Annotated in this window: 23 protein-coding genes and 1 rRNA gene; 17 read left to right on the top strand and 7 right to left on the bottom strand. The window is 45.1% G+C overall.

Annotation, left to right across the window (positions count from 1 at the left end; all coding sequences use genetic code 11):
* The first annotated feature begins 11 nt into the window (after positions 1-11).
* The 6 genes from BUA14_RS25075 (at position 12) to BUA14_RS25055 (ending at position 9,616) form a co-directional block, all read left to right on the top strand.
* The gene (locus BUA14_RS25075) at positions 12-3,953 is read left to right on the top strand and encodes a hypothetical protein (protein WP_143153512.1); all 3,942 of its coding nucleotides are present in this window, start codon (positions 12-14) and stop codon (positions 3,951-3,953) included.
* Between the two features lie 83 nt (positions 3,954-4,036).
* A complete protein-coding gene (locus BUA14_RS25070) occupies positions 4,037-5,863 on the top strand; it encodes a VirB4 family type IV secretion system protein (protein WP_072775092.1) in 1,827 nt (608 codons plus the stop codon).
* A 15-nt stretch (positions 5,864-5,878) separates the two neighbouring features.
* The gene (locus BUA14_RS25065) at positions 5,879-6,610 is read left to right on the top strand and encodes a M23 family metallopeptidase (RefSeq protein WP_072775091.1); all 732 of its coding nucleotides are present in this window, start codon (positions 5,879-5,881) and stop codon (positions 6,608-6,610) included.
* Complete coding sequence (locus BUA14_RS28220) at positions 6,607-6,783, top strand: hypothetical protein (protein WP_178371809.1); 177 nt, start codon at positions 6,607-6,609, stop codon at positions 6,781-6,783. Before BUA14_RS25065 ends, BUA14_RS28220 begins: the two co-directional genes overlap by 4 nt.
* A complete protein-coding gene (locus BUA14_RS25060) occupies positions 6,761-7,897 on the top strand; it encodes a P-loop NTPase family protein (protein ID WP_072775090.1) in 1,137 nt (378 codons plus the stop codon). The genes BUA14_RS28220 and BUA14_RS25060 overlap by 23 nt, the downstream gene beginning before the upstream one ends.
* A gap of 366 nt (positions 7,898-8,263) precedes the next feature.
* On the top strand, positions 8,264-9,616 hold the full coding sequence (locus BUA14_RS25055; protein WP_072775089.1) for a primase C-terminal domain-containing protein: 1,353 nt from the start codon (positions 8,264-8,266) through the stop codon (positions 9,614-9,616).
* A gap of 446 nt (positions 9,617-10,062) precedes the next feature.
* Here the strand turns inward: BUA14_RS25055 and BUA14_RS28825 are convergent, their stop codons facing one another.
* Positions 10,063-10,284 (bottom strand): DUF6019 family protein, encoded by a 222-nt coding sequence (locus BUA14_RS28825; protein ID WP_282433397.1) that lies wholly within the window; start codon positions 10,282-10,284, stop codon positions 10,063-10,065.
* 229 nt (positions 10,285-10,513) lie between these two features.
* Between BUA14_RS28825 and BUA14_RS28820 the strand changes: the two genes are divergently transcribed.
* Positions 10,514-10,639, top strand: a complete 126-nt coding sequence (locus BUA14_RS28820; RefSeq protein WP_282433396.1) for a hypothetical protein — start codon at positions 10,514-10,516, stop codon at positions 10,637-10,639.
* A 102-nt stretch (positions 10,640-10,741) separates the two neighbouring features.
* Here the strand turns inward: BUA14_RS28820 and BUA14_RS25040 are convergent, their stop codons facing one another.
* The 3 genes from BUA14_RS25040 to BUA14_RS25030 all read right to left on the bottom strand — a co-directional run bounded on the left by BUA14_RS25040 (position 10,742) and on the right by BUA14_RS25030 (position 11,533).
* The gene (locus tag BUA14_RS25040) at positions 10,742-10,957 is read right to left on the bottom strand and encodes a hypothetical protein (protein ID WP_242954762.1); all 216 of its coding nucleotides are present in this window, start codon (positions 10,955-10,957) and stop codon (positions 10,742-10,744) included.
* A 17-nt stretch (positions 10,958-10,974) separates the two neighbouring features.
* Positions 10,975-11,205 (bottom strand): hypothetical protein, encoded by a 231-nt coding sequence (locus BUA14_RS25035; protein WP_072775086.1) that lies wholly within the window; start codon positions 11,203-11,205, stop codon positions 10,975-10,977.
* A gap of 112 nt (positions 11,206-11,317) precedes the next feature.
* A complete protein-coding gene (locus BUA14_RS25030) occupies positions 11,318-11,533 on the bottom strand; it encodes a helix-turn-helix transcriptional regulator (protein ID WP_072775085.1) in 216 nt (71 codons plus the stop codon).
* Between the two features lie 247 nt (positions 11,534-11,780).
* On the opposite strand from BUA14_RS25030, the gene BUA14_RS25025 reads away from it, so the two are divergent.
* From BUA14_RS25025 to BUA14_RS25015, 3 genes are all read left to right on the top strand, one after another.
* Positions 11,781-12,680: an Ig-like domain-containing protein gene (locus BUA14_RS25025; RefSeq protein ID WP_072775084.1), complete on the top strand. Its 900-nt coding sequence runs from the start codon at positions 11,781-11,783 to the stop codon at positions 12,678-12,680.
* A gap of 231 nt (positions 12,681-12,911) precedes the next feature.
* The gene (locus BUA14_RS25020) at positions 12,912-15,533 is read left to right on the top strand and encodes an AAA family ATPase (RefSeq protein ID WP_143153510.1); all 2,622 of its coding nucleotides are present in this window, start codon (positions 12,912-12,914) and stop codon (positions 15,531-15,533) included.
* A gap of 194 nt (positions 15,534-15,727) precedes the next feature.
* Complete coding sequence (locus tag BUA14_RS25015) at positions 15,728-16,597, top strand: hypothetical protein (protein ID WP_072775082.1); 870 nt, start codon at positions 15,728-15,730, stop codon at positions 16,595-16,597.
* 316 nt (positions 16,598-16,913) lie between these two features.
* On the opposite strand, the gene BUA14_RS25010 is transcribed toward BUA14_RS25015, so the two are convergent.
* From BUA14_RS25010 to BUA14_RS25000, 3 genes are read right to left on the bottom strand one after another with little or no spacing between them, the layout of a single operon-like run.
* Positions 16,914-17,828, bottom strand: coding sequence for a hypothetical protein (locus BUA14_RS25010; protein ID WP_072775081.1), 915 nt, complete (start codon positions 17,826-17,828; stop codon positions 16,914-16,916).
* Positions 17,825-18,568, bottom strand: a complete 744-nt coding sequence (locus tag BUA14_RS25005) for an ATP-binding cassette domain-containing protein (RefSeq protein WP_072775080.1) — start codon at positions 18,566-18,568, stop codon at positions 17,825-17,827. Before BUA14_RS25005 ends, BUA14_RS25010 begins: the two co-directional genes overlap by 4 nt.
* Positions 18,565-19,269 carry a GTP-binding protein gene (locus BUA14_RS25000; protein ID WP_072775079.1) on the bottom strand — a complete coding sequence of 235 codons (705 nt, stop codon included), beginning with the start codon at positions 19,267-19,269 and terminating at the stop codon, positions 18,565-18,567. Before BUA14_RS25000 ends, BUA14_RS25005 begins: the two co-directional genes overlap by 4 nt.
* Before the next feature lie 177 nt (positions 19,270-19,446).
* Between BUA14_RS25000 and BUA14_RS24995 the strand changes: the two genes are divergently transcribed.
* From BUA14_RS24995 to BUA14_RS28320, 7 genes are all read left to right on the top strand, one after another.
* Positions 19,447-20,118 (top strand): Crp/Fnr family transcriptional regulator, encoded by a 672-nt coding sequence (locus BUA14_RS24995; RefSeq protein ID WP_072775078.1) that lies wholly within the window; start codon positions 19,447-19,449, stop codon positions 20,116-20,118.
* Positions 20,119-20,140: 22 nt separating this feature from the next.
* A complete protein-coding gene (locus BUA14_RS24990) occupies positions 20,141-21,184 on the top strand; it encodes an ABC transporter substrate-binding protein (protein ID WP_072775077.1) in 1,044 nt (347 codons plus the stop codon).
* Positions 21,162-21,938: an ABC transporter permease gene (locus BUA14_RS24985; RefSeq protein WP_072775076.1), complete on the top strand. Its 777-nt coding sequence runs from the start codon at positions 21,162-21,164 to the stop codon at positions 21,936-21,938. Before BUA14_RS24990 ends, BUA14_RS24985 begins: the two co-directional genes overlap by 23 nt.
* 20 nt (positions 21,939-21,958) lie before the next feature.
* Positions 21,959-22,519 (top strand): ATP-binding cassette domain-containing protein, encoded by a 561-nt coding sequence (locus tag BUA14_RS24980; protein ID WP_427846705.1) that lies wholly within the window; start codon positions 21,959-21,961, stop codon positions 22,517-22,519.
* 428 nt (positions 22,520-22,947) lie between these two features.
* Entirely contained in the window at positions 22,948-23,598 is a 651-nt protein-coding gene (locus tag BUA14_RS24975; protein WP_072775074.1) for a TVP38/TMEM64 family protein, read from the top strand.
* A gap of 75 nt (positions 23,599-23,673) precedes the next feature.
* On the top strand, positions 23,674-25,755 hold the full coding sequence (locus BUA14_RS24970) for a TaqI-like C-terminal specificity domain-containing protein (protein WP_072775073.1): 2,082 nt from the start codon (positions 23,674-23,676) through the stop codon (positions 25,753-25,755).
* A 348-nt stretch (positions 25,756-26,103) separates the two neighbouring features.
* Positions 26,104-26,219 (top strand): 16S ribosomal RNA (locus tag BUA14_RS28320); the annotation flags it as partial.

Genomic DNA, 26,219 nt, shown 5'->3' with positions numbered 1-26,219 from the left:
TTAATGGAACAGTGAGAGATGATGATGCAGCCGACTTTATTTCAGTCAAATATACTCTTCAAGATGATAATGGTAACAATTTATCGGACCATACTAATATCGATGTCATGGCCTCTACGATATCAAACGGGGTAACCTATAACTTTAATCATACCATAAATGTTGATGAAACCATACCTGACGGAACCTACACTCTTAAGGTTTTTGCGGAAGATGATAAAGGTGGAGTTTCGTCTAATAGTACAGCTTTAACCGTAGATAGAATTCCCCCATTAGTGCATGGACCTACAGCTGTAGCAGACAATACAACCCAGATTACTGTTGCTCCGAATGCGGAAGATGATTTGGCTGGACTTTCTGAGTCACCTTTCTTATACACTAAAAATGATGAGGAAATAGGGACTTGGACGGCCAATCTATTAGTGGATACGGAGCTAACTCCAAACACTCAGTACACATACAACTATAAAGCCAAAGATTTAGCGGGTAATATAAGTGATTATTCCGAGCCGGTGAGCCGCTACACCTTAGCCCTTGATCCGGTTGGTATAGAAATTCTGTCATCATTGACAGATAGCGTCCATCTCCGTATTGATGAGGATGAACAAAATGGTGAAGTTCCTGAAACGATGCTGGAGATTCGTTCGAAGGAAGATGGGGCTGTTATTGCTGTCTCCGACTGGTCCGTGGAACCTGAGCGTACACTAACGGGCTTAAGCCTGGATAGTCAATATGAGCTATGGCTACAGACTAGAAACGGTGACGGGATAGCAAATGACCTTGTTCAATACATTGATGGCTTTTATAGCAATCGCTCTCCCCATGCTGCCATTTCAGATCCCGTTGAAGATGAAACGATTTCCGGTCAAGAATTCTTTATTCTCTCAGGTAAAGCGTGGGACTTGGATCAGGATGATTTGACTGTGTCCGTGACGATCAATGATGTTATGAAAACGTTTGACATTATGGAAGCTCCTTTTGATGAGCCGGAAGAGGATAATTGGGTTATAGAATTTCAGGGAAGCGAGCTAATAGACGGTATGTACGTGGATATTAGTGTACAAATAACAGACGAGAAGGGTACGGCTATAGCAGTACCCTTCTCGTATATCCTTACGATTGATCAAACGCCTCCTGTTGTGAGTGCCCCTACCGTAGTGGTAGACGGCACAACCCAGATAACCGTCACGCCGGCAGCTGATGATGAAACAAGTGGGCTTCACCTGGATGCCTATATGTATAATCGGGATGGTGAGGATATCGGGGATTGGACAGCTGATTGTTTAGTGGATGGGGAGCTGACTCCTAATTCTCAATATGTCTATCGGTATAAGGCAAAAGATAAAACTGAAAATATAAGTGATTATTCCGAGCCGGTGAGCCGCTACACCTTAGCCCTTGATCCGGTGGGAGTGGAAATCCTGTCCTCTACCACAGAGAGTATCAACGTTCAAATTGTCCCGGATGAACAAAATGGTGTGGTCCCTGAAACGATGCTGGAGATTCGTTCGAAGGAAGATGGGGCTGTTATTGCTGTCTCCGACTGGTCCGTGGAACCTGAGCGTACACTAACGGGCTTAAGCCTGGATAGTCAATATGAACTTTGGGCTAAGAGTCGTAACGGTGATGGAGTAGAAAATGATTATTTCAAGTGCCAGGAAAGTTTCTACAGTAATCGCCTTCATAAGATTGTCGTCAATCCTCTTCCGGAGGATAAGATTATCATTGATTCGGAACAAAAGAAGCTCATTATTTCTGGTCGTGCCTGGGACTTAGATCAGGATGATCTAACGATTTCAGTAACAATAGGAAAAGTGGTGAAGATTTTTGAAATGCCGGATACCCCTCCTGATGAACCGGTTGAAGATAATTGGTCCGTATCCTTTTCTGGTAATGAATTTGCTAATGGAACCTATGATGATATTCTCGTTAAGGCATCTGATAGTAAGGGAGAGACGGTTGAAATCAGATTAGATTATTCGCTGCTTGTAGCGGTAACTCGGATAACAGGAATTCAAGCCGATCCAAATGTTTTAGAGCTTCCTTTGGGGCAAACGGCCGAGCTGAAGGCTACGGCCTATTATTCCAATGGAACCCGCAATACATCAAGTGATGTGACAAATTTCGCTAACTGGTCAAGTCGCAATCCAGAAATAGTATCTGTCAATCAGGGGGTAGTCACGGCGCTTAGTCAGGGACGAGCTGAGATCGTTGTAAAGTATAATGGGATGATTGATACGGTCGAAATTGAGGTCAGTCAGCCGGTTATTACACGAATTGATGTTTCTCCGGAACGCTCAGTGGCTATGGGAAATGCCTGTACACTTGTTGCTATGGCTTATTATTCAGATGGTGCAGAAAAGGATATAACTCAGCTTGCTCAGTGGTCAAGCCTTAATCCGGAAATCGCCTCTGTGAACCAGGGAACGGTGATTGGAATTAGGCAAGGATTAGCTATGATTCAGGCAGAGTTGGATGGAATTGTTGGAATGGTCGAAATTGAGGTCGGAGATCCTGTCATCTCCCGCATCGATATTTCTCCTCCTGGAGGGTCAGTATTCGAAGGTGATGAATTATTATTGTCTGCCACAGCCTATTATTCAGATGGGTTTAAAGAAAACGTAACCTCACTTGCTCAGTGGTCAAGCCTTAATCCAGAGTTGGCTTCGGTAAATCAGGGAACAGTGATTGGAATTGGCCATGGGAGAGCTATGATTCAGGCAGAGTTGGATGGAATTGTTGGGACGGTCGAAATTGAGGTCGTGGTTCCGCCTAGCGAGGACGACGATGATCAAGGAGGAGATAATGGTGAAGGCAATAGTGGGGGGGACGATGAGGATCAGGGAGAAAATAGTGGTGGAGGCGATAACGAAGGGTCCGACGAGGGCAGCACTGGCCATAATCCTTCCGAGAATCCTGATCCTAAGCCTACACCAAATCCAACCCCTAACCCTGACCCAACTCCAAATCCTGATCAGCCTATTCAAGAGCCAGGGCCAACTGTACCTAGTAATCCTACGATGCCGGCTCCTCCTGATCCAGGAGTATCAAAACCGGGCATGATAGATAATGGAAAGTATTATTATAGGAAATCGACTCCAGATCAAAAAACTCAACAAGTGCAATTACCTCAATCATCACAAACAAGACCTTCTTCCTCTTCAGGTACTACTGCCCAAAATCCGGATTCGTTACTTAGTTTAAGCTTACCCTTAAGATCAGCCGAAACAGGAATTGTTAAGGGCTTTGTCATAGACAGTAAGGGAAATCCTATAGTCGATACCCGTATTGAACTTCATTCGACACCACGAGTTACGTATACAGATTCTCAAGGATATTTTCAATTTAGTAATGTAGAGCTGGGAACTCACAAGATTTTTCTTGCTGATGAGCGCATTACGAAAGACAAGATTCTCCTGAATTCGGTGACGGTCAAATATGATTCACAAGTCAAATCATTGTCTGGGCACGAATTGGCCGATAGCCTGCTGGAAACAGCTCAGATTCAACTTTCTTCAGGGGATACGGTCAAAGAGTTAGAGATTATTGTGAATATGAATTCTACAAATACAGATGGGTTTTCTCTTAAGGATTTAGTTTCACGCTTCTTTTCAGATGCTGCCGTAAGGGTTGGCAGTATTGGACTAGGAAGTATATTTATTTTGCTCATAGTCATGCGATTCACTAGCAATGTAAAAGTATATGTTGGCAGCAAATGCGTCAGGAGAAAAAAAGTAAGAATTGCAGATAGGCAGTTGGTTTTAGATCTGCAAAAAGAGTTTAAAAAAGCAGATGGAAAAGATTTAAGGATTGTTTTTTCTAGGTCCTTGTCCAGAAAGATGACTGGTAAATCGATTATGATCTTAGATCAGGGCCAAGTTGCTGCTCAGTTAGTCGCTCCGGAGTTTTCAGGAACAGCACTTGTGATTGAGGTAGAAACACCAGGAATCTAGCACATTTAAATAATATAGAGGTATGACAAGGCGGCAAGTTTTTATTTGCTGCTTTGTGCTGCCTGAAGGGAGAACGTCAAGCTATGGCAAAAAAACGAACGGAAGCGATACCTGTTAATAATGCTTTACTCAATGTCATTGCCCCCATAGGGCTTACTTTTACTCGTAATACGCTTACGATAGGCGAAAATAAAGGCAAAGTATACGGTATCATCCAATATCATCAGGACCCGGATTATGGGTGGCTTTCAAAAATAACAAATATACCCGGCACGATTGTAACCATTACTTTTTCCCCAACAGATCCAGGGACATTTATTGATACCCTATCTACTTCCATCAGAAATAATCGGGGAACTATGGAGAGCACGAAAGATCCTCTAACACGGCAAAGGGCAGAAAGGACAGCGGATAATGCTGAAAAAACTATGGCTCAGATTGATCAGGACGGTGAGTCTGTTGGATTGATGAGCGTTGTGCTTATGCCTATTACCCGTGATGATCAGACGTTTACAAAAGTTTGTCGAAAAGTTGAAAGCACAGTTAAGGGATTAAAGTGCAAGGTTCGGACCTTGTCACAATTACAAAAAGAAGGCCTCAAGATGCTATCGCCTTTTTACACAACAGATAGCAAAGTTGAGAACATAACCCAACGCCCTGTTCCATTGTCTAGCTTTATCGGCGGCTTTCCATTTTCATCCAGTGGTTACAATGATGGAAAAGGTTCTTATCTTGCAAAGGATGCTGCAGGGGGGCTCATTATTGTTGACCCATGGTTCCGTGGGGGAGATAGAACAAATAGCAACTTTGTTATTACTGGGATTATTGGTGTTGGTAAATCCACAGTACTCAAAAGTATCGCACTTGACGAATATAAGAGAGGAACCAGGCTTATTTTTATTGATCCACACGGAGAGATGAAGGAATTATGTTACAATCTCGACGGAGATTGGATTAATGCTGGTGGAGGTAGAAAGGGAAAAGTGAATCCCTTGCAAATACGGGAACCGGCTAAAGATGAAGATGACGAAGAGATAAAGCTGTACGAAGACAATGAAAACGGAATGGGATACATGGCTCTTTACATGAAAAACTTGGAGATTTTCTTTAGTCTTTATATACCATCATTAACTGATAGACAAAAGGCGATTTTAAAAGGTGAGATAATAGAGCTTTATAATCGATTCAATATCGATTGGGATACGGATATAAAAGAACTAAAGCCCACTGATTATCCAATTATGGAGAATTTGCATAATCAGATTGCTGAAAAAGCCCATGACAAGAAGAACCCTTATCAAAAAGACTATGATGATTTAGCGTTATTGCTTAGAGATATAGCTTCTGGCTCGGACAGTTTCTTATGGAATGGTCATACGACGATTCATTCCGATGCGCAGTGTGTATGCTTGGATACTAAAAATTTACAAAGTACGTCGGATAATATTAAATCCGCACAATATTTTAATTTATTTGGTTGGGCTTGGGATGAAACAGTCAAAAATCCCAAAGAACGGATTATGATTTTTGCTGATGAAACCTATTATTTTGTGGATCCAAAAGTCCCTCAAAGCTTGCTCTTTTTAAGAAATTATTCGAAAGGGGCTAGAAAATTTGAGGGAGCTTTAGTTACTGCTTTCCATAGTTGCGCCGATGTTCTTGATCCGGAAGTAAAAAGATATGGGCAGCCTTTACTAGAAATGCCATGTTTTAAAATCCTCATGGGTACAGATGGAACAAACCTGAAAGAAACCAAGGAACTCTATAACCTTACGGATGCCGAAGAAGAGCTCCTGGCCAGTAAGCAGCGTGGCCAGGCGTTATTGATGATAGGCTCTAAACGAATGAAAGCTAATTTCGAAATACCTGACTATAAATTTGAGTACATGGGTACAGCCGGTGGAAGGTAAGTGAGGTGAGCGTCCATGGCCGGACCTGTTGCATCTAAAGCCCTTCTTCATCTGGCCACAATGGCGACCAACGAAGATGGCAGAAGGAAGCTTATCCTTCTTTTTTCAATACCCATTGCTTTGGTTCTCTTACTCCTGATGATGTTTGCCTATATCTTAGCCAGCCCGCTATCGTTTTTAGCGGGTTTTTTTTCTGATCCAAAAGAGATGGCGGCTCTTCAGGCTTTCCGGGCTGAGCATGGTGATAAGATTCGTCTGCAAACTGGGATGATTATCTTGAACGGAAAATACCCGATGCCTGCTAATGGTGTGATTACTTCACCCTATGGCCCACGGATTCACCCGGTTACAGGGAAGTCAGGCTTTCATACCGGCATTGATATTGCTCCTGAATGGCATAGCGAAATCACTTCTGTTGCCGATGGGCAAGTGGTCAAGGTCGGTATCGATTCAATTTATGGTAATTATCTTCTGATTCGGCATGACTATCCGGATGAGACGTTCTATTCTTTCTACGCTCATCTGTCGGAAGTTATCGCTCTCCCAGACCAGGAGGTCTTCACGGGTGATGTTGTGGCTCTCGAAGGGGGAGATCCGGACAATGACCCTAATCCTGGTACGAGTACAGGTCATCATTTGCATTTTGAAATTCGGACAAATAGGTTTGCCTGGAGCCATACTGATCCGATTCCATATCTTTATCCTCCGCAGCCACAAGCAGCGGGAGAGGGGGGAGGGGAGACATGAGTCGTCAGGTTAGCCGTAAAACGATTATTGAGTTATTCATTTATGCGTTTCTGCTGATTATTTCTATTATTTTGCTTATTCAAGATAAGCAAGAGTCTATGTCAATCAATATCCATCCTGAGTTTAGATTGCATGAGAGGAGTGAAAGGGATGCTATTGTACCTAACGAGTAATCTCAATTTTGGTCTGTTTGACTTTATCCAGGAGGAACCTGACAGGTTCCCTATTAAAAAGCTGTCCGGAGAATTCAACCTGAGGAAGTTTGTGATCCGGGACATGCGGAGTTTTAACCATATTCGTTTCATTGTCATTGATCATCAGGCGTTGAATGACACGGATGAAGAACTCGTCGAAGGGATATTGGGATTCCGGGCTATGTATGATGCTCGGATAATATACTTGGCCGAGGGGATGCAGCCTGGTGATCAGCTGCTTGAGAAACTTTACGAAGCGGGGGTGAGGAATTTCATCACGGCTGAAAATCCGGAGGAGATTAAAAGGGAAATTGTTGAGTGTATTTCCCCTGAAGGGATGAGCTGTGAGAAGGCTGAGCGGTTTAAGCGTCAGCCGGCCGAGGAGCCCAAGGCGAGAGTAAAACGTAAGAGAGTTAAGGAAGTCTCGGATAGGGAGCTTCAATGGACTGAAGAGTATACAGAGATTACTTCTGAAGTGACGTTGGAGATTGAAGCCGAAGAGTTTAGGAAAGGAATAATGATTGGTGTTGCCGGCATCGATGGAAAAACTGGGGCAACGACAACGGCGCTGAACCTGGCATGCTTTTTAGCCGGGCTGGGAGCTAAGGTGTCTTATATTGAATGCGATCCAGCGAAAGAACTGGATTGGCTCGATTTTTATGATGTGGCCACAGCCCCGATACATTTTCTTACCAGGAAAGATCCGATAAACTCTGAAGACTATGACTTTAATGTGTTGGATATGGGGGCTATTTACAATTTTTCAGGTAATGTGAATGCACTTATCGGATGTGATATACAGATACTTACATCTGGCTCAAAAGCATATGAATTGCGAAATTTAGCTAAATGTCTGCAGGAACTTAAGGGTACTTCGTTAAATTTTATTTTCTCATTTGCTGCTGATCAGGATCGTGCCAAACTCAGAAGCTTATTTAAGCCAGTTGAAGCACAAACGATTTACTTCAGCTCATACTCTCCGAATCTATTTGATCCAATGCCTAATCGCATGATTTGGATCAGTATCATGCGTGACTACCTGGTTACTAAGCTGCCGGAAGAGCAAAAAAAGAAACGCTTAAGGGTTTCCTAAGCGCTTCCTTTCTCTGGTTTTACACTACAAGAGGAGAAGCAGGGTGATGCTATTATGCCTATTGAGTAGTCCATTTGCTTTTTTTATTGGAAGTTCGATCTACATTATCTTAACAATAACTGTCGGGTTACACAGTGCGGATCTAGCAGCCTTTATGTCTATTGTTATGATTGTTTTGTTATTGGTTTTGGGGTTAAAAAAGTTTAAGGATAAATAGAAAAATTCCCGGCGCTTGACCGGGAAGAATTAAAGTCGATAATAATTTGTTCTGTTTTATTATACCAGAAGGATTTCCTAAAATAAATAGCGCAGGAGAACTCAGGTTCATTTTGATTGAGCTTGGGTTCTTTTTGAAAGGTTGGTTTTATGCTTTCTGATGTTTTTTGCGATGTGTTGCCTGAGACTAGCCCCTTTAAGGTGATCGAGCTTGGAACGAATCATGGGTTTGTTTTTGGCTCGAATATTAAATCTGATTCACGTATTCTCTGGACTGTTCCGGAGTTAGAAACTAAAGGGTTTACATATGTCACGGCCGCGACATTTTTTGGGCGGAAGCGGCAGCGCAGGTATGTTCGGCATGTTTTAGCTTTTGTTTGTGATTTTGATACGCCGGTAGGTACAACTCCGGAAGAGATCATAGATTTGTATTATGCGGCTGGGCTGCCTCTTCCGGAGTTGATCGTGGCCACTGCGACACCTGGCCATTATCAGGCGTGGAATATCCTTGATGAGCCTCTACGACTCAGCAATGATCTTCTGCGGGCAAAAACTAGCATGATTCATGATGCTATGATTGAAGCTTTGGGAGCTGATCCGTGTGCAGTGGGTGTTGAACGCTGGGTGCGTCGGCCGACGGTGGAGAACACCGTGTACGTTGATGATTTCAGCAGAACATCCTGGGATGAATTATGCGATTGGTATGAGGCTAGACGGCCGGTTAAGGCGGCAAAAGCTAAAACTCAGAAGGTTGTTTATATCGGAACGCTGCTGGCCACTCCGGCCGGGAGACGCATCCAGGAGCCGGTCGCAGAAAAGGGGGAGAGGAACCGCTGGGCTTATGGCCTGGGACTTTGTCTGTGGGATGCTGGTGTTCCTGTTCAGGAGATACATACGAAAATGCATGAATGGAATAAAGGGCTTCAGAAGCCATTGACCATGGCCGAAGTGGAGAAGATCTATCGGTCGGTACTTACGGGGCGGCATCACGCCTCCCCCCGTGTCCTTTCGTCCATAACTGGGCTATCTGCACAGATAAAGGGCTGGTATAAGTGGGCCAAACCCAGGGATAGAAGAAGGGATCATGTGTCGGAGGTAAAGGAGGATATTATTGGAGATCTGCTGTCTCATGGGTCGGTGCATGAGACTCAAAAGGCCTGGGCTGAGCGCCTGGGTGTGGCCTATAGAACCTTGAAACTAGCTATTGCACAGCTCCGTAAGGAGGGCAGTTTAGAAGCTGCGACGGGTAGGGGGAAGTATGCCCAGAGTTCCTACAATCTCTCTGAGGGATATTTAAATTCACTTGTGGTTTCTTCTGCAGAACTTCCGGTGGCTGCCGGCGCGGAAGGCTTATTTTCGCATGGGGTTTTAAAGGGGCATACTGCCATTTCACCCCTTAAGGGTATCTCTACTTTGTGTGGAGAGGTGGTGCCTGGGGATAGGAATGGGTCAAGGATGCCTGGGATAAAGGTTCTTACGGAAGAAGGGTGTAGAAGTGGCTGATCTGCTTAAGAGTGGGTGAGGTTCCTCTTAGCTTAGTGAGTTGATTATTTTTCAATATCTATTTACCTTAGTTTGGTGTTTCACGGAAAAGGGCCATTATTTTTGGAGTGAGCATGTGGAAACCCTGTAATATGAATGATATATGGATTCCGGACTCGCTATTCGCTCGGTCCTGCGGACTGTCCGGCCCCGACCGGCCATCCTTCAGGCTTTACCTCTGGGTCATTCGGATATTGAAAAATAATAATCGGTGCCTGTCACTCATCATGGATGCAGTGAAAATGATAGCCAAGTTTGACACACATGGTAACCGCATGAAGATCTATAGCTGTCAAAGTGAAATAGCTGGGAAGATAAGAAGATACGAATTGAAATTTGAATTAAAGACGTGTAAGTGGTTCTTGTATAAAATGTGAAAACCCCAGGGAATGGTCCCCGAGGCTGCTTTATTGGTCTCCTGGCTTTTTGTATTTATCCTGAACGAGTGCAGATACGAGATCGGTAAGGGCTTGCAATTGCAACTCTTGTTTCTCGATAGCGTTACGGTTGGCTTCCCGGACTCCATTTCTGACAGCTGTCTTGATAATCATATAAGCTACCAAAAATGTGAGAATAATAATGGATACATACGTGATTAGCAGTCCTATTGCTGCGTTTATATCGAACACCTCCTAAGGATTACATATTTTGCAGGGAGAGTACCCGGCATTTATTAGTTCATCCCTCGTTGTATCTCTGTCGCCACGATTCTTTGTCGGCAAACTCCTACAGGTGGGATAGTGGAATTTCTTCGAGCTTGTATTGATTACATAGTGCTGCGCTTGTGACTCTGCGGGTACGGGAGCTGGCTCTGGCTTCGGTGCTGGTGTCGGGGCAGGCTCTGGAGCAGGGGAAGGCTTGGGTGTGGTAGTCGCTGGGGCCGATGTGTTGTTAGCCGGTAGAGCATTGGCCTTAACCTCAGACGCAACCTTATCCATGGTTATTGTGGTCCCGTCACTGGTGGCTATAATAGTCCCTGCCTGATCGGTGCGGTAAACCTGCACTCCGGTGTTGGCTAATCTATTTAGGACTGCGTCAGTCGGGTGGCCATAGGTGTTGCCCTTGCCGACACTAATCACCGCAAACTTATTTCTTGAATTCTTCAAACCCTTTGCCGGGTGGCAGGTGGATGAGAAATTTGTGAGCTTTATCAGCAAGTTTGAGCTGTTTGACGATTAGCGGCCTTGGCTCCTTTGGGTATTGGTCGTCTATTACGTCGCTAATGGCGGCGTACACCGGCCCTTTTCTCCGGATGTAAATGTATCGGAGCCGATCAGCCAGTGGTGCATCGTTACGGAGCATTGCCAACCTCCTTACTCTTATGGAGCATTTTCTTTGTCTTTACTTTTTGTTTTCTCAGTTTCCGGTTCACTTATGGAGCTTTCGCCGTAAACGGCTTCTCGCCAACGCTTTCGTGCAAGGTAGGGATGATTAACGATGTATTCCCGTAGGGAGTTGCGGACATGGAAAGAAAGTTCGTTAGCCGGCAAATCGTCCAGGATTGGGCGTAGGTCTTCATCGTCCCAAAAATGGCGCTTTTTTTTACTCATAATTTCACCTCCCTTGGGTGCATCATGTGTTCCTCTGGTGATACTAAACTATTCAAGAGTGATAAGTTTCTTGTTTGTCCACGAAATATGTAAATATAGGAAAATCCCCAGACTATTTATCTGGGGATTCTTCTAAGTAGACAATATCTTCTACTTTCATATTAAGTTTTTTAGCCATTTTAAGAGCCATTTCCAGAGAGGGTTGAACGTGTTGGTGTTCATACCTGCTGTAGTTTGTTGGAGCCAGTCCAAGAAACTCTGCAATATCTTTCTTCTTATCAAAAAACTTCTGATGCCTGATTTCTTTTAGTCGGTTCTTTACTCCCATACCATCAGCTCCCTGATTTTCCAAACTGGAGATAGGAAAATAGTTCCACAGGGATAGGGAAAAGTCCTTCCTAAATTTAATATTGTGCTATTTTACCTGTCTGACAGGAGAAGGTTCCTAATTTCGTAAAAAATTTACTTGTCGGTCAAAATTCGCGAGAATTCGTCAAGTGAATTGTGCGATAATTACATAAATATTGCTTAATTTAGAATAAAATTGTTCTTGGAACCAAAGGAGTGCATGAGAAATGAGAGATATCAGAAAAACACGGGTGATGCTTGGGCTATTAGTTACTGTTTTGATAAGCAATTGTTTTATTTCATTAACTCCTGAGAAGGTTATTGCTCATTCTGGAAGGACAGATTCTAGCGGTGGCCATAGAGATAATAAAAATGCAAGCGGTTTAGGGAGCTATCACTATCATCATGGTTATGGACCACATTTACATCCGAATGGCATATGTCCCTATGAAGCTCCAGCTGAGATTGCGGTTTCTTCGGTTTCGATAGCTTCTAGCAAAGATACTTTAGACATTGGGGACAGTATTGAACTAAAAGCTGAGATGCATCCAGCAAATGCAACGAATAAGTCTGTTTCTTGGGCATCCAGTGATACAAATATTATAACTGTAAATAGTACCGGAACAATTACTGCTGTCGGAGTTGGAACGGCTGTGATTACTGTGCAGTCTAATAATGGGATGAAGGATAGTACCTCAATATCCGTTATTAAGCCGGTAGAAGGAATTTCGATTGAAGAGGACGGTCTTTCATTTTTAGTCGGTGAAGTTAAGGTACTGACGGCTAATGTAACCCCTACAGATGCCACTGATATGTCTGTTTCCTGGTCATCAACTGATCCAAGTATTATTGAGGTCAACGATACCGGTGAGGCAGTGGCCAAGAGTATTGGTACTGCTACTATCACAGCAAAAACGGCTAATGGGATATCTGATAGTATAGAGGTCGAAGTACTAGAGCTGGAGGAAAACATTCCTGCAAGTTCTTTACCTGTAAAGGAGGCGGATTTAACCAAAAAGGAAGATAAAACTGATCCTGACAATAATGGCTTCGAGAGTATTGTTGGTATAGGCATTTTAGGAGCCATAGCATTTGCGGTTCGAAAGGCTAAGAAGGGGAGAAAGTAAAGAAAATGAAAGATATGTGGATGATGGATTTTATTTTATTAGATTTAATTAGTTACTACACGGAAGGTAGTTGATCAAATAATAAATTAAAATAAAGATTATAGCTGCTCTTAAAAAAGCCTTTGGATAGGGCTAAAGAGGTAGACATTATGATTGGACTCAGTGACACTATTTGTACTACAAGGAGATTGCAATGACCAAAGCGAGAACGCAGATGACGAGAATCTATAAATGGTGAAGAAGGGAGATGGGAATTTAATGAGTTTTTCTTCAGAACTTGAAAAGTGGTTTACTGAACGCCCACTTTGGCTTCAAGATGCAGCTCGACGTTTGATTCTCAATGGTGAAATTTCATATGAGGACATTGTTGACCTTACAAGCCTATGCAAAGAAGAGGTAGGTTTGAAAGGAGCAATAGAGCTGTCAATAAAAGCAAAACCAATACCTAAAGGTAGTCTAGTAGTAAACGAAGAGAATAGTGAACTCAAGTTGGTATCAATTGGTAACGTTAGAGGGATAAATGCACTAGCACCGAGAAACCCTTTAGAATTTATGGGTAAGCCGTTAACAGTTATTTACGGTTCAAATGGCTCTGGTAAATCAAGCTATATGCGTGTTTTAAAACACTCGTGTGGAGCGAGAAGTGCAGGCTCATTACTAGGTAATGTATTTAACTCAACCCAAGATGAGCCGGGCTGCACATTCAAAATTGAAAAAAGTACAGGATTAATTGAATTTGAATGGAAGCCTGCTGACGGAGTACATACTGATTTAAGGCAAATTGAGCTTTACGATACGGATTGCGCGAGCATATACATAAATAATGAAAATGAGGTATCATACGAGCCATCAATACTATCGATATTTACTAAAATATCCAAAGCATGCGATGAGGTTGCCAAGGCGTTACAAAAAGAAATTGAGTCGGTACCAGCTCGTAAACCTAAGATGCCAGATAAATATGAAAAAACGGTTGCAGGATTATGGTATAAAAAGTTAAATGCTAAAACTACTGATAAGGAAGTTGATTTAAATTGCCGATGGACTAAAGAACTTGAAAGCGAATTGGGTAAAATTAGAACTCGTTTAGCAGAAGCAGATCCTACTGAAAAGGCTAAGGTGTCAAGGAAGAATTGTACTGGCATAAAAAGGTTAATTGAAAATCTAAATAAAATAAATAACATGTTTTCAGAAGGAAAATGCTCAGAATATATTACAATAAAAAATGATTCTCAAAACAAAAGGATTCTAGTAAATGAAGATGCGAAGAGGGTTTTCGGGAATTCCGAACTAAATGGGGTAGGGAAAGAAAGCTGGAGACTATTGTGGGAACAAGCAAGAGTTTATTCAACCTCCGTTGCATATCCTCAAAATGACTTTCCTTATACTGAGGATGGGGCTAGATGTGTGCTGTGCCAACAACCATTAGGGATAGAGGCTCAAGAGAGATTAAAACAGTTTGAGAAATTTGTAATAGGTGAACTTCAAAAGATAGCTAATCAAGCAGAAAAAAAGTTTCAATCTGTTCAAAAGGAAAAAGATAGTATATTTACCCAAGACAATTTGGTATTACAGATAGATGCATCAGGTATCACAGAAGAGATAACACGTCAATCTGTTCTGGAATTTTATAACGCAGTGATGAAGCGCAAACAGAGCCTATTTAGTGCTGATTCCATAGAAGAACTTACCCCGCAACCAGATAACAAAGTTCTTAAAGTTTTGGAGGATATGAAGGTTGCGCTTGAAACCCAGGTTTCGCAATATGAGGAAGATGCAAAGGGTGAAAACCGCGATGGATTAACAAATCGTATCTTAGAAATTGAAGCAATGAAATGGGCCTATGAGCAGAAAACGAGTATACAAGATGAGGTGAAACGTTTAGCGTTAATAGATTACCTTAATGCTGCTAAAAATTTAACTAACACTAAAGCGTTGTCTCTGAAGAAGTCAGCAATGTCAGAAGAGTTAATAACTAAGGATTATGTTAATAGATTCAATGCAGAACTTAAAGCACTAGGTGCACATCGGATAAAGGTTGAAATTTGTAAGACGAAAGCACAGAAAGGGCATATTTATCATCAGATTAAGCTAAAGGGTTCTCCAACTGCAAAAGCCTCGGAGGTTCTTAGTGAGGGTGAACTAAGAATTGTTTCCATTGCCGCCTTTTTAGCGGATGTTGAAGGCCGTCAATGCAAAACACCATTTATTTTTGATGATCCAATATCGTCTCTTGATCAAGACTTTGAAGAAGCGACAGTAAAACGTCTCGTTAAACTTAGTAAAAACCGGCAAGTAATTGTTTTTACACATAGGATATCAATGTTAGCTTTACTACAAGATTTAGCAAAGGGGGCTGGGATTGATACACACGTGATCTGTGTTCGAAGTGAGAATTGGGGAGTTGGAGAGCCAGGTGACACCCCTTTATTTGCTAAGAATCCTATTGGAGTTATAAATAATTTGGTAGGAAGAACAAAGACGGCTAGGAAGATTCTCAACAATAATGGCAGGGATGAATACGACAATTATGCTAAAGGTATATGCAGTGATTTGCGAATTGCACTTGAAAGATTAATAGAAACTAGTCTTCTTGCAGAAGTAGTTCAGCGCTTTAGAAGGTCTGTAACTACATTGAACAGAATTCATAAATTAGCCGCAATTGAGCAAAAGGATTGTAAACTCTTTGACGACTTGATGACAAAGTATTCGTATTATGAACATTCTCAACCGAATGAAATGCCAGTACCCTTGCCTGCTCCAGATGAAATAATCGAGGATTTGGAAATGATTTTGGAATGGGAAAAGGAATTCAAGAATAGATCAGAAGGAAAAGCAATTAAAGCAAAGTAGTTGCAATGATTATTGTCCAGTATAAACTTAATTAGTTAGATGGGGGGTACGTTGAAGGGCTTAACATTAAGTGCATAGCTTTGAGATATATTAAAAACACTTTTCGTAGTATGGTTGCTATAAAAAGGACCTTTTATTGAAGGTTTGAATATTATGGATATAATTTCATATTTTTTAACTGAGGTGAAGGTTGTATGGAACAAATGTCCACAAGTGACATAATTGCATTAATATCTGCGCTTGCTGCGATTGGAGCGGCTATATTTAGCAGACGCTCAAACTCTATCGCACAGAAAGCGAATGAAACAGCAAACAAAGCAAATGAACTTGCAGATGAAAACAATAGAATAGCACGAGAAGCACTTGAAGAGTCTAAAAAACAAGCAGTAGAGACTTTTCCGCGTTTTGAGCTAATATCGCTTGTTCATAATCCAGGAGATTTCGAACAATACACTAATGAAGAAGGTGGAAAGGAGAACTACATCTCTTTAAGCGAAGCTCCTAAATTATATGAGTGGGTTAAAGAAACGAGACACAGCCTTTCATTCATTACGCATAATGGAAAAGAATATTTACTAATAAACATACTAGATAAGCAAGAAACTTTTGATAAGATTCGCGTTTATATAGGAATTATCGAGGTGAAATACAAAAATCATCGTCGGGATGCGGAAAGATTTACTATAACCAAATCACGTTCACAACTGCTGAACGGGGACGAAATTGTGTTGCAAGAGAAAGAGTTACCCATTACGATTAAGAGAGAAGAGGGTATTCAAACTATTACTATAAATATTGCATATGCTCATAGCCCAAGGGATAAAGCCAGCATCATTACAGATAAATTTTATGGATATAAAGAAGCTGGCGAAATCATAGATTTTCTTGACAAACCTACTGAAGCAAGCAACATATTTAATTTCAAAGATTCTTCCTTTATTGGTTGGGTTGAAGATAGTTCTGGTACAAGACAGCGGCAGGTTGTTCATATGAAAATGAATAGTACTGGTCGTGTTTTTGCTGAAATTGATGATGATGATTTGATTCGACAACCAGCAGAATGAGGTTTGAGCCTATTGACGACACTTTGACGACAAAAGAGCTAAAATTAGGTGATATTAGGCAGTATATAAACCTTAACACGCACGTCGAAAATTCATTAGAGAAGCATAGATGCTATTACTCGTGAATAGCTAGGGCCAGAAGAATCGAATTCCCAAGCCGAGGGCCGCGGGTTCGAATCCCGTCTTCCGCTCCAATGAAAGTAAGACGCTGCAAGGGTTTGCAGCGTTTTTTCTTTTGGGCTTTATGCACAGTAACAAGCACCATGATTAATTTCACGGTGCTTGTTACTTATAGTTGCTTATAGTGAAGAGTCAGTTAGGGTATATGGGCTGTAGGCAGCATTGCTCCATAAAGAGCGTAGAATTCCTCCGCTGAAACCGCCTCATACCACTCCGGAGCGGGGGTGAAATAGCGGGCCCCTTCCTGACGGCTGTGACCGGTGGTGCAGGAAGGATAGAGGATCAGATCCCCGTTTTCCACATAAAAATCACACAGCTCCGGACAGAGGATTTCCGCCGCTATCCGCCGGGCTGCCCCCTCCGGTATGGAGTTGCGGGCGCAGAAATAGGAGGGAATCAAGAGGGGCCCTTCCGCCGGCAGGCGGAGGAAGGAGCGTTCCCCATCCGCCCGCAGCGCGTAAAGAGAAGGGACCAGGGCGGTAGGGCTCTGACCGAGGCGCACTTGTTGAAAGGCACCGATGGGCATATCTGAAACGGCCCCGCTCTTCAGCAAACTTAGGGCGGCCCCTCTCCCGTAGCGGCTCCACACTGCTTTGACTAAGGTTTTTCCCGCCGAGTTATTGATCCCCCCAAAGGCCAAACCCTTGAGCTCAGGCAGGCGCTTGCCTGCACAATGAGAGGTGTCTTTGGTGTAATACACCAGGGGAATGGAGAGAAAGGGGAGAAGACGGGTGCCGCGCCGAACCGAATCCAACCCAGGGCCTTGGCGCAGCGGCAGCCATGTGGCAGCCGGGTAAAGATCTCTCTCCAGCTTTTTGAAGATGCGACTGTCCTCGAATACCTCCAGATCGGCTGAGACGATCAGATCGGGTAAAACAGCATCGGGCCGGGCCAGGTATTCCGACATATGTTCCGGATAGCCCAGGCCGAAATAGCGCACCTCAAGAGCGATTCCTTCTTCCTTCAGGCGGGCGGTCAGCCCCTCCAGAAAGTTTTTTTCCTGGTTGTGCAGTATACACACATGGTTCCAGTACAGTAAAACGGGGGTCATATTAAATGCTCTCCTTTCCGCAAGAGGGTTTGCCGCTCCCGCTGCCGCTGATAGTCCCTGCTGAGCAGGGCAAAGAGGGTCAATTCTTCTTTCGTCCGCTCCACCACGGCACGGACAGCCCCGCCGCCCATAACGATGCGCCGCTCCGCCATCAGGGCGGTATGGGGATCGTGAGTAACGACCAGAACTAACTTATCCTGGCGGCGCAGAAGTTCCAGGGCTTTTTCCTTGTCAATGCCGGCGTTTTCGATCTCGTCGATCAGAACCACCGGACTATCGCAGATCAAAGCAAGGTCGGCAATCATCAAGGCCCGGGCCTGGCCTCCGCTCAGGAGATTCAAGTGCTGCTCCGGCGCCACAGGCTCCGGAGTGATGCAGTTGGCCAGGTTCAATACTGCCTCCAGGCCAATTTGTTTTCCCCGGCAACGAGCGTGGAGGCTCACAAAATCCCCCACCGAGATGTCCAGCATAAAGCGCATATTCTGGCCCAGATGGGCTACCAGTCCGGCAGAGACTGCCTGGCGCTCTCTGCGGGGGACAGACTCCCCGTCCAGGAGCACCCGGCGCCCGGTGATGGAATCCCCGTCGGCCAGCTGCTCCACATCCTTGATGAGCCGGCTTTTGCCCGAACCGGTATTGCCCACAATGGTATAGATTTCACCTTTTTTCAGGATAAGAGGGTCCAGCCCTTCCGCTTTTCCGGCCTTATCCCGGCCGCCAAGGATCGTGATCGTGTTCATTGTTCAGCTTCCTTAAAGTTGATTTTTCCTACCACACCCTGTTGATAGGCACTGCCGACTCTCTGCTCTCCCACACAGTAGGAGCAGACCCCGCTGGGCATGGTGTGCCGCAGCCGGTCATTCTCAAACTCTGACCCGTCTTCATGCTCCAAGAGCCATTGAGCCAACGGGTCGGCGCCGTAGCCGGCCAGGCCGTCCACCGGGAAAAGCACAGCCCTTGGATTGAGCTGCTGTACCTGCCAGGCGATGATCTCCCGTTCCGCCTGGGAGACCATATCGATTTTAGTCAGGACCACAAAATCAGCCTGGGTGAGCATGGGACCAAGCTGAGCGGGGGCCCGGCAACTGGAGGTACAGTCCAGCACACAGCCTGCTGTCATGCCCTCTGTAGCCGGAGAACAGCGATGGCAGAGTCCGGCGGTCTCGAGCAAAAGCGTATCCCTGTGTTGTTCATCCGCCCAGTTCCAGAGCTCGGGCAGGTTGGAAACCAGAAAATGATCCGGGCAGATATCTCCGCTGAGACCTGTGACACAGGGAAGCCCCATGTTCTGGTAGACTTGGGCGTCTCCGGTCTGCAGGCAATCGATCTTGCAGACACAGGGTGATGCTCCCCCTGCCAGCAGGGCAGGTAGCAGGGCCTTGATCACTGCGGTTTTTCCCACTGCGGAGGAACCGGAAAACAAAATGTTCTTTTTGGGCATGGTGTTGTGTTCAACTCCCCTTGCTGCAGTTTGCGTCAGCTTACCACAGAGAGCGCCCTTTTGTCAGTATCAGATGAGACTGCGCACACAGATTTCTTCTCTTGACTTTGTGAAGCGGGGAGGGGTACAATATTCCCAAAAAGTTAGATTAAGCTAACTAAAAAGGAGCGCATGTCCATGACAAGACAGCAAATCCTCTCATCTATAGAAATCTCACCACTTCTGCAGGGTTGTGGCATCGATCCTGCGTTGATGTTGGTGCACCATTATCGAGGGGGTCAGATCGTCAGCGATCGTCCTGCGGGCATTACTTCCGTGGGTTTGGTGGTGGAGGGGATCGTGGACGTATATTCTGTGGCCCTGGACGGGCGGGACGTACAACTCAACGCTTTGGAGGCGGGGGATTGTTTCGGCATTTGTAATCTCCTTGCCCTGGCGGAAATGGAGACGGTTCTCCGCTGCCGTACGGACACAACGCTGATTTTTATTCCCAAACAAGCGCTGGTATCCGTAATGGAGCACGATCCGGCTTTTGCCCTGCGCTATGCCGCTCTCTGCAACCGGAAAATCCAGTTCCTGATCCGGCGCATTGAGATGCTGACCATCCAGTCCTGCCGTGGTAAAGTGATCGGCTATCTTCTCTCCCAGCAAAACAGCGAGGGGAGGGTTATACCGGACTGCTCCCGGGAAGATTTGGCCCGCCGTCTGGATGTGAGCCGGGCAGCCCTTTTCCGGGAATTAGCCTTTCTCCAATCCCAAGGCCTCTTAGTCTTGGCAGACAGGGAAATCGTGATTGTGGATCAAGCCGGTCTGGAACACATCCTGTACCAGCCCTCCGGCTCCAAATAAAACATATAGAGAGGGAGACCTTATGAAGAAACTGCTTTCTGTTCTGCTCAGTCTGGTCATGACCGGTGCATTGCTCACCGGCTGCGGTTCGCCTGCAGCCCCAGCCGCCGCCCCGGCTGAGAATCCGGCTGAAACCCCGCTGGAAACCCCAGCCGCTGATCCTGTCGATGTCAAGGTATTAGCCCTTAAAGGTCCCACCGCCATGGGAATGGTGAAGTTTATGAACGATGCCGATGCCGGTACGATTACGGATAACCGGTATCAATTTTCCATCGTCGCCGCGGTGGATGAAGTCACACCCAAGCTGGTGCAAGGGGGAGCCGATATTGCCGCCGTCCCCGCTAACCTGGCCGCGGTCCTCTATAACAACACCAAAGGCGGAGTGAAGGTGCTGGCTATCAACACCCTGGGCGTCCTTTACATCGTGGAGAGCGGCAATACCGTCAGCTCTGTGGAGGATCTGCGGGGCAAGACGATCTACGCCAGCGGGAAGGGTGCCACCCCCGAGTACGCCCTCAATTATGTTCTGGCTGAGAACGGTATCGATCCGGCCAAGGATGTGACCATTGAATGGAAAAGCGAACATGCCGAGTGCGTGGCTGCTTTGGCTGCCTCTGAAAATGCCATTGCCATGCTGCCCCAGCCTTTTGTCACCACTGCCCAGACTAAAAACCAGGGGATCCGGGTTGCCCTGGATCTGACCAAAGAATGGGATAAGATTCAATCCGGTGCGGCGAACCCTTCTGCTCTGATCACCGGCGTGGTAGTAGCCCGGACGGAATTTATCAAGGAACATCCGGAGGCTGTTGCTGCTTTCCTGGATCACTACAAGAACTCTGTTAACTTCGTGAACGCTAACACCGAAGATGCTGCCGCTTTGGTTGAGAAATACGATATTGTTCCTGCTGCTGTAGCCGTGAAAGCCCTGCCCGCCTGCAACATCACCTTTGCCGAGGGGAGCGGCATGAAGGATAAGCTTTCAGGTTACCTCAGCGTCCTCTTTGAGCAGAATCCCAAGTCAGTAGGAGGAACGCTGCCCGCCGATGAATTCTACTACAGCCGGTAAGGGGAAGGAGAAGCCCCGGATCATCAAAGTTTGGGCCGTACTGCTCTGGGTCGCCCTGTGGCAGACTGGCAGCATGGCTCTGGGACAGGAGATACTGCTGGTATCCCCTGTTTCTGTTTTGCAGCGGCTGGTCGTGCTGGCAGGGGTGGCCGACTTCTGGCACTCCATCGCTTTTTCCCTGGGGCGGATTGCGTCGGGATTCCTGTTGGCCACGGCGGCCGGAGTGATCCTGGCCGCACTCTCCGCCCGGTTTCAGCGGATCCAGGAGCTGCTGGCTCCCGCTATGCTTACCATCAAAGCTATTCCTGTGGCCTCTTTCATTATTCTGGTCCTGATTTGGGTACCGTCCCGCAATCTGTCGGTGCTGATCTCCTTTCTTATGGTTCTGCCGATCATTTATACCAACGTATTGGACGGCATCAAAGCCACTGATTCTCAGCTGCTGGAAATGGCCCGGCTCTTTGAGCTGTCCCCCGGCCGGACGATGCGCTATATCTATCTCTCCCAGGTGCTCCCATTTTTTCGCGCAGCCTGTTCCGTGACTTTGGGCCTGTGCTGGAAATCAGGTATTGCGGCGGAGGTGATCGGCATTCCCCAGGGTTCCATCGGCGAAAAGCTCTATCACGCTAAAATTTATCTGGATACCCCCGACCTGTTTGCCTGGACTTTGGTGATCGTTTTGATCAGCCTGATTTTTGAAAAATTGTTTCTGGCTCTTGTGGATCGGGGCGTGGCCCGACTGGAAAGGATGTGAGGCGAGGGGTGGATATTATTTTGGACAGATTGTGCAAATCATACGGAGAGAACCAGGTGCTGAGCAACTTCTCCGCCCTCATCCCCAGGGGCAGAACGACGTGCATCATGGCCCCCTCCGGCCGGGGCAAAACCACATTGCTGCGCATCCTCATGGGGCTGGAAGGATCGGACAGCGGTGCGGTCAGCGGCCTTGCCGGGCTGCGACGGAGCGCGGTTTTCCAGGAAGACCGGCTGTGCGAGAATCTGAGCCCGGTAGCCAATATTCGTCTCGTTTGCCCACACTGGGAGAAGAAGGAGATCGTGGCGGCCATGGAGTCGGTGGGGCTGAAAGGATGCGCTTCCCAGCCCGTTCGGGAACTCTCCGGAGGGATGCGCCGCCGGGTATCCATTCTCCGGGCTTTGCTGGCTGATTATGATATCCTCTTTTTGGATGAGCCCTTCAAGGGGCTGGATGCCGATACCAAAGCTCTGGTTATGGAGGATGCGCGGCGCAGAAGTGAAGGCAAGACGGTGCTGCTGGTGACCCATGATCCGACAGAGGCCGAAGCATTGAAGGCCTGTCAGCGGATTGAAGTTTGAATAGTTTAAAATAAAGTACGGCGAATTAAATTACCCAGAAATTTATTGATAAAAGCGCGGATGCTTGTCAACCCATAGGTATAACATGTAAGTTTAAAATTTGCCTGTTTTGAAAATTATTCATCTAGATGAGTAAATTCAAAACAGGCAAATTTTCATCTTCACCTCCATAATCCGCAAAAATAGGGTATCAAGCTCCGGCGTGTTGCGAAAAGTTCGCACAGGTTTAAGGTATAATGGAGTAAAGGGCTGGCACCTGATGAAAGCAAAAAACTATTGCTGCGGGTAAACAGCTTTGGCCCGATTTCTTCCGGGAAGAGGAAATCTCAGCTGTCATATTTGCGGGAATGTTTTATGAACTGGATTGTAGGAAGTTATTTTTTCGGATATACTTTGCAGTAATAGCTGAAAAGTAGGGAGGGCTACTTTTGTCCCGCAAAAAACTGACTTCGGCCATCGTTCTTTTATTATCATTGGTGATCATTGGTTTGCTCTATCCCCAAATCCAACATCCTGACCTTTTTCAGGACTTGATTTTGGATTTGGGGTGGAAAGGGGTTCTGCTGGATTTACTGGCATTGTCTTTGCTGATGTTTTTTCCTATTATCCCTTTTGCCCTCTTGGCAGGCATTAATATTGTGATTTATGGCTGGAGTGCCGGCTTCCTGCTTTCTCTTACCGGCAGTTTGTTAGGTTCTTCCCTGGCCTTTTTTATCAGCCGGCTGCTTGGTCAGGAATGGGCTCGCCCCCATCTGAACAAGCTTGGCAAATGGGGAAAACTTTCCGATTCCAAGAACTTTTCCTTGATTATTCTGGCCCGGCTTATTTTTATTTTGCCGGCTGCTGCGGTTAACTATGCGGCTGGCGTCTCACCGATCAGGTTTCGCTCTTTTTTTCTGGCCACATTGATCGGAAATATCCCAATAATCCTTTGGGAATCTTGGTTTGGCCATGATTTTTGGCATTTGCTTCAATATCCCAGGCGCTTTAGTTTGGCATTGCTGACCGGCGCAGTGATTTTTAGCTGTGCCTGGCTTCTTTGGCAGTATATCGATCGCCAAGAAAAGCCGTCAACTTGATTGTTAAGGTATCAGTGTACGTAAGAGAAATATAAGGGTAATGTCTCCGGGGTTCTTTATGGGGGTAATAGCAAGGTGAATAACTTAACTGGTAAAGACTTAATCGAACTCAATGAGGTATGCGATCTTTTGTCTATATCCAAGGCTACGGCCATAAACTGGATCAAAAGTAACACGCTTAAACCCAGTAATAGCGAAAAAAAGAGAAACCTCTTTTTTAAAAAAGATATTGAGGCTTTATTATTAGAACTTAAAAATGGCAGTAATTCAAAGTTAAAGAGTCGGCGCAATAAAAACTATATCAGGGGGACCTACATACCGAGGACCTATATTCAGAATAAAGAGGGTATAGGGATCGTCGGGGAAATTATATCCCGCCTTGATACCGTCGATTCAGCTGAAGGGTATGAGCGGGTGATCCTGGCAGAGTATGCCTTAAAGCTGCTGGCCAGTCGCAACATGATCTCTTTTGTCCCTAAGAAAAGGGATGGTTTACATAATTCTTACCCTTGCAGTGAGAATTCCGAATCTTTTCTGGAAAGGTACCTCGAGGATAGGCAATTAGCAGGTTGTTATTCTGTTTTGATTGATGATCTTTTAAGAGGGGTAGAGACTATTGAAATGCAGTTGGTCCAACTGCTGCCTGCCCTGAGCTTTTATGTGGATTATATAAGTGAGCAGGATTTCCTGGGGTTGCTTTCCATGGCATTGCAGAATCTGGAAGAGCGCAAACCCAAGGGCGTTTACTATACTCCTCTTACTGTGGTCAAGGATGCTGTGGATTGGCTCAAACCAATGCTGCATAAAGATGCTAAAGTTCTTGATCCTTGCTGCGGAACAGGAAATTTCTTGATGTACGCCTATAAATACATCAACAATCTGGACGGACTGCATGGGTATGATATCAGCCCTCTGAGTGTAAGTCTGACCCGCATCAATATGGCCCTTGTAACTCAAACTGCAAATATAGAGCTGCTTTACAGAAATTTTTTATGCGCTAACCCTTTACTGGATCATTTGACTGGGGCATTTGACGCGGTAATCGGGAATCCGCCTTGGGGTTTCAAATATAGCCCTGGAGAGCAAAAGACGCTGAAAAAACTTTATGTCTCGGCACAGGCTGCAACGGTGGAGTCTTTTTGTGTCTTTGCCGAGTTTGGCGCAAGGGTTGTAGCAGATAAGGGGATAGTCTGCTTGATCTTGCCCCAGTCACTTTTACAGGTGAAGCTCCATCGTCCTCTTCGAAATTATCTGATGCAAACATGTCAAATCAAGAGAATACGCTATTGGGAAGATGCGTTTGATGGAGTGCAATGCCCGGCAATGACCCTGATCTATGAAAAAAACACTGACCTTTTTTCCCTTAAGGGTGTAGAGATCGTTTCTCCTCAGAAAGTATTTACCATTGCTAAGCAACGAGCCGCCGATGCTGACCTTTGGAATTTCGATCTCACTGATGCTGAGGTGACATTATTGGAGAAGTTAAACTCATCGGTGGATGTCGCCTATTTAAAACACAATGCGGACTTTGCGCTGGGAATTGTCACAGGAGATAATAAAAGCTATCTATTTAATAGAGGGGATAACGAAAAGAGCGGCGAAGAATCCAGCAGTTATGAACCGATCTATCGGGGAAATGATGTGTATAAATACAAATGCCTTCCTGCTCAATATAAAATCGAATTTTCTCCCCATAGATTTCAACAGATTGCACCTATTCAATTTTACCGGGCCAAAGAAAAGTTAATTTATCGCTTCATTGGTAGAAGCTTAGTTTTTGCCTATGATGATACCCAGTCATTGACCTTAAACAGTGCAAATATTCTAATCCCTAAAATAGAGGGATTAAATATAAAGTATATCCTGGCGGTATTGAACTCAAGGATAGCCCAGTACTTTTACAGCCGCCAATTCAAATCCTTGAAAATATTGCGCTCTCAGCTCGAAAGCATCCCCATTCCGGTAATAAAGCAAAGAAAACAAACTCAAATCGTTAAGAAAGTCGAAGCTCTGTTGAGCATCAATGATCCTATAGAAGTGAATAATCTTTATAATGACATTGATAGGCAAATCAAAGACAGTTTTGGCTTGAAGGAATCTGAGTATGAGCATATAAAGGGCGAATTAGTGAAGAACAAGCTGCTTTTGTGGAAATAGGGTTTTGGCTATCACTGGAAGGGCAGTTCGTGCAGCACAATTCATATTACTCGGTTTTAGCGATATTTCAGGCAGAAAAATATTTGCTTTATTTTATGATTGACACGTAAGCCCCAGCATGATAATATAACTAAGCGCTCAGTTGTGAAGCCGCATTTTCCTAGGGAAAATGGAGTTAAAAACTTGCGCAAACAGGCGGTTTGACATTTGAAAGCCAACCTGCTAAACTAAGTTACTGTCACGAAAAAAGTGGCAAAAAGTGGTCTTTGAAAACTAAACAACAAGGAACAGCCAATGACTCGTCAAATGAGAGTAAGAAATTTGAGCAATCAAATGTTCTTCATAAATTTTATGGAGAGTTTGATCCTGGCTCAGGACGAACGCTGGCGGCGTGCCTAACACATGCAAGTCGAACGGACTGACACCTAACACCGAGTGCTTTTGGATACTGTGGCTCATAAAAG

The sequence above is a fragment of the Desulfitobacterium chlororespirans DSM 11544 genome (genome assembly GCF_900143285.1).
GTDB lineage: Bacteria > Bacillota > Desulfitobacteriia > Desulfitobacteriales > Desulfitobacteriaceae > Desulfitobacterium > Desulfitobacterium chlororespirans.
This window is presented reverse-complemented; position numbering and strand designations above follow the sequence as displayed.

What these genes read in the sequence shown, in the direction of transcription:
- BUA14_RS24995 (WP_072775078.1), top strand. Translation starts at nt 19,447, where the DNA reads ATGACAAGACAGCAAATCCTCTCATCTATAGAAATCTCACCACTTCTG.
- BUA14_RS25010 (WP_072775081.1), bottom strand. Translation starts at nt 17,828, where the DNA reads ATGACCCCCGTTTTACTGTACTGGAACCATGTGTGTATACTGCACAAC.
- BUA14_RS25000 (WP_072775079.1), bottom strand. Translation starts at nt 19,269, where the DNA reads ATGCCCAAAAAGAACATTTTGTTTTCCGGTTCCTCCGCAGTGGGAAAA.
- BUA14_RS28220 (WP_178371809.1), top strand. Translation starts at nt 6,607, where the DNA reads ATGAGTCGTCAGGTTAGCCGTAAAACGATTATTGAGTTATTCATTTAT.
- BUA14_RS25030 (WP_072775085.1), bottom strand. Translation starts at nt 11,533, where the DNA reads ATGGGAGTAAAGAACCGACTAAAAGAAATCAGGCATCAGAAGTTTTTT.
- BUA14_RS25060 (WP_072775090.1), top strand. Translation starts at nt 6,761, where the DNA reads ATGCTATTGTACCTAACGAGTAATCTCAATTTTGGTCTGTTTGACTTT.
- BUA14_RS25070 (WP_072775092.1), top strand. Translation starts at nt 4,037, where the DNA reads ATGGCAAAAAAACGAACGGAAGCGATACCTGTTAATAATGCTTTACTC.
- BUA14_RS25040 (WP_242954762.1), bottom strand. Translation starts at nt 10,957, where the DNA reads ATGCTCCGTAACGATGCACCACTGGCTGATCGGCTCCGATACATTTAC.
- BUA14_RS25065 (WP_072775091.1), top strand. Translation starts at nt 5,879, where the DNA reads ATGGCCGGACCTGTTGCATCTAAAGCCCTTCTTCATCTGGCCACAATG.
- BUA14_RS25015 (WP_072775082.1), top strand. Translation starts at nt 15,728, where the DNA reads ATGGAACAAATGTCCACAAGTGACATAATTGCATTAATATCTGCGCTT.
- BUA14_RS25035 (WP_072775086.1), bottom strand. Translation starts at nt 11,205, where the DNA reads ATGAGTAAAAAAAAGCGCCATTTTTGGGACGATGAAGACCTACGCCCA.
- BUA14_RS25020 (WP_143153510.1), top strand. Translation starts at nt 12,912, where the DNA reads ATGGTGAAGAAGGGAGATGGGAATTTAATGAGTTTTTCTTCAGAACTT.
- BUA14_RS24985 (WP_072775076.1), top strand. Translation starts at nt 21,162, where the DNA reads ATGAATTCTACTACAGCCGGTAAGGGGAAGGAGAAGCCCCGGATCATC.
- BUA14_RS25025 (WP_072775084.1), top strand. Translation starts at nt 11,781, where the DNA reads ATGAGAGATATCAGAAAAACACGGGTGATGCTTGGGCTATTAGTTACT.
- BUA14_RS24990 (WP_072775077.1), top strand. Translation starts at nt 20,141, where the DNA reads ATGAAGAAACTGCTTTCTGTTCTGCTCAGTCTGGTCATGACCGGTGCA.
- BUA14_RS25055 (WP_072775089.1), top strand. Translation starts at nt 8,264, where the DNA reads ATGCTTTCTGATGTTTTTTGCGATGTGTTGCCTGAGACTAGCCCCTTT.
- BUA14_RS25005 (WP_072775080.1), bottom strand. Translation starts at nt 18,568, where the DNA reads ATGAACACGATCACGATCCTTGGCGGCCGGGATAAGGCCGGAAAAGCG.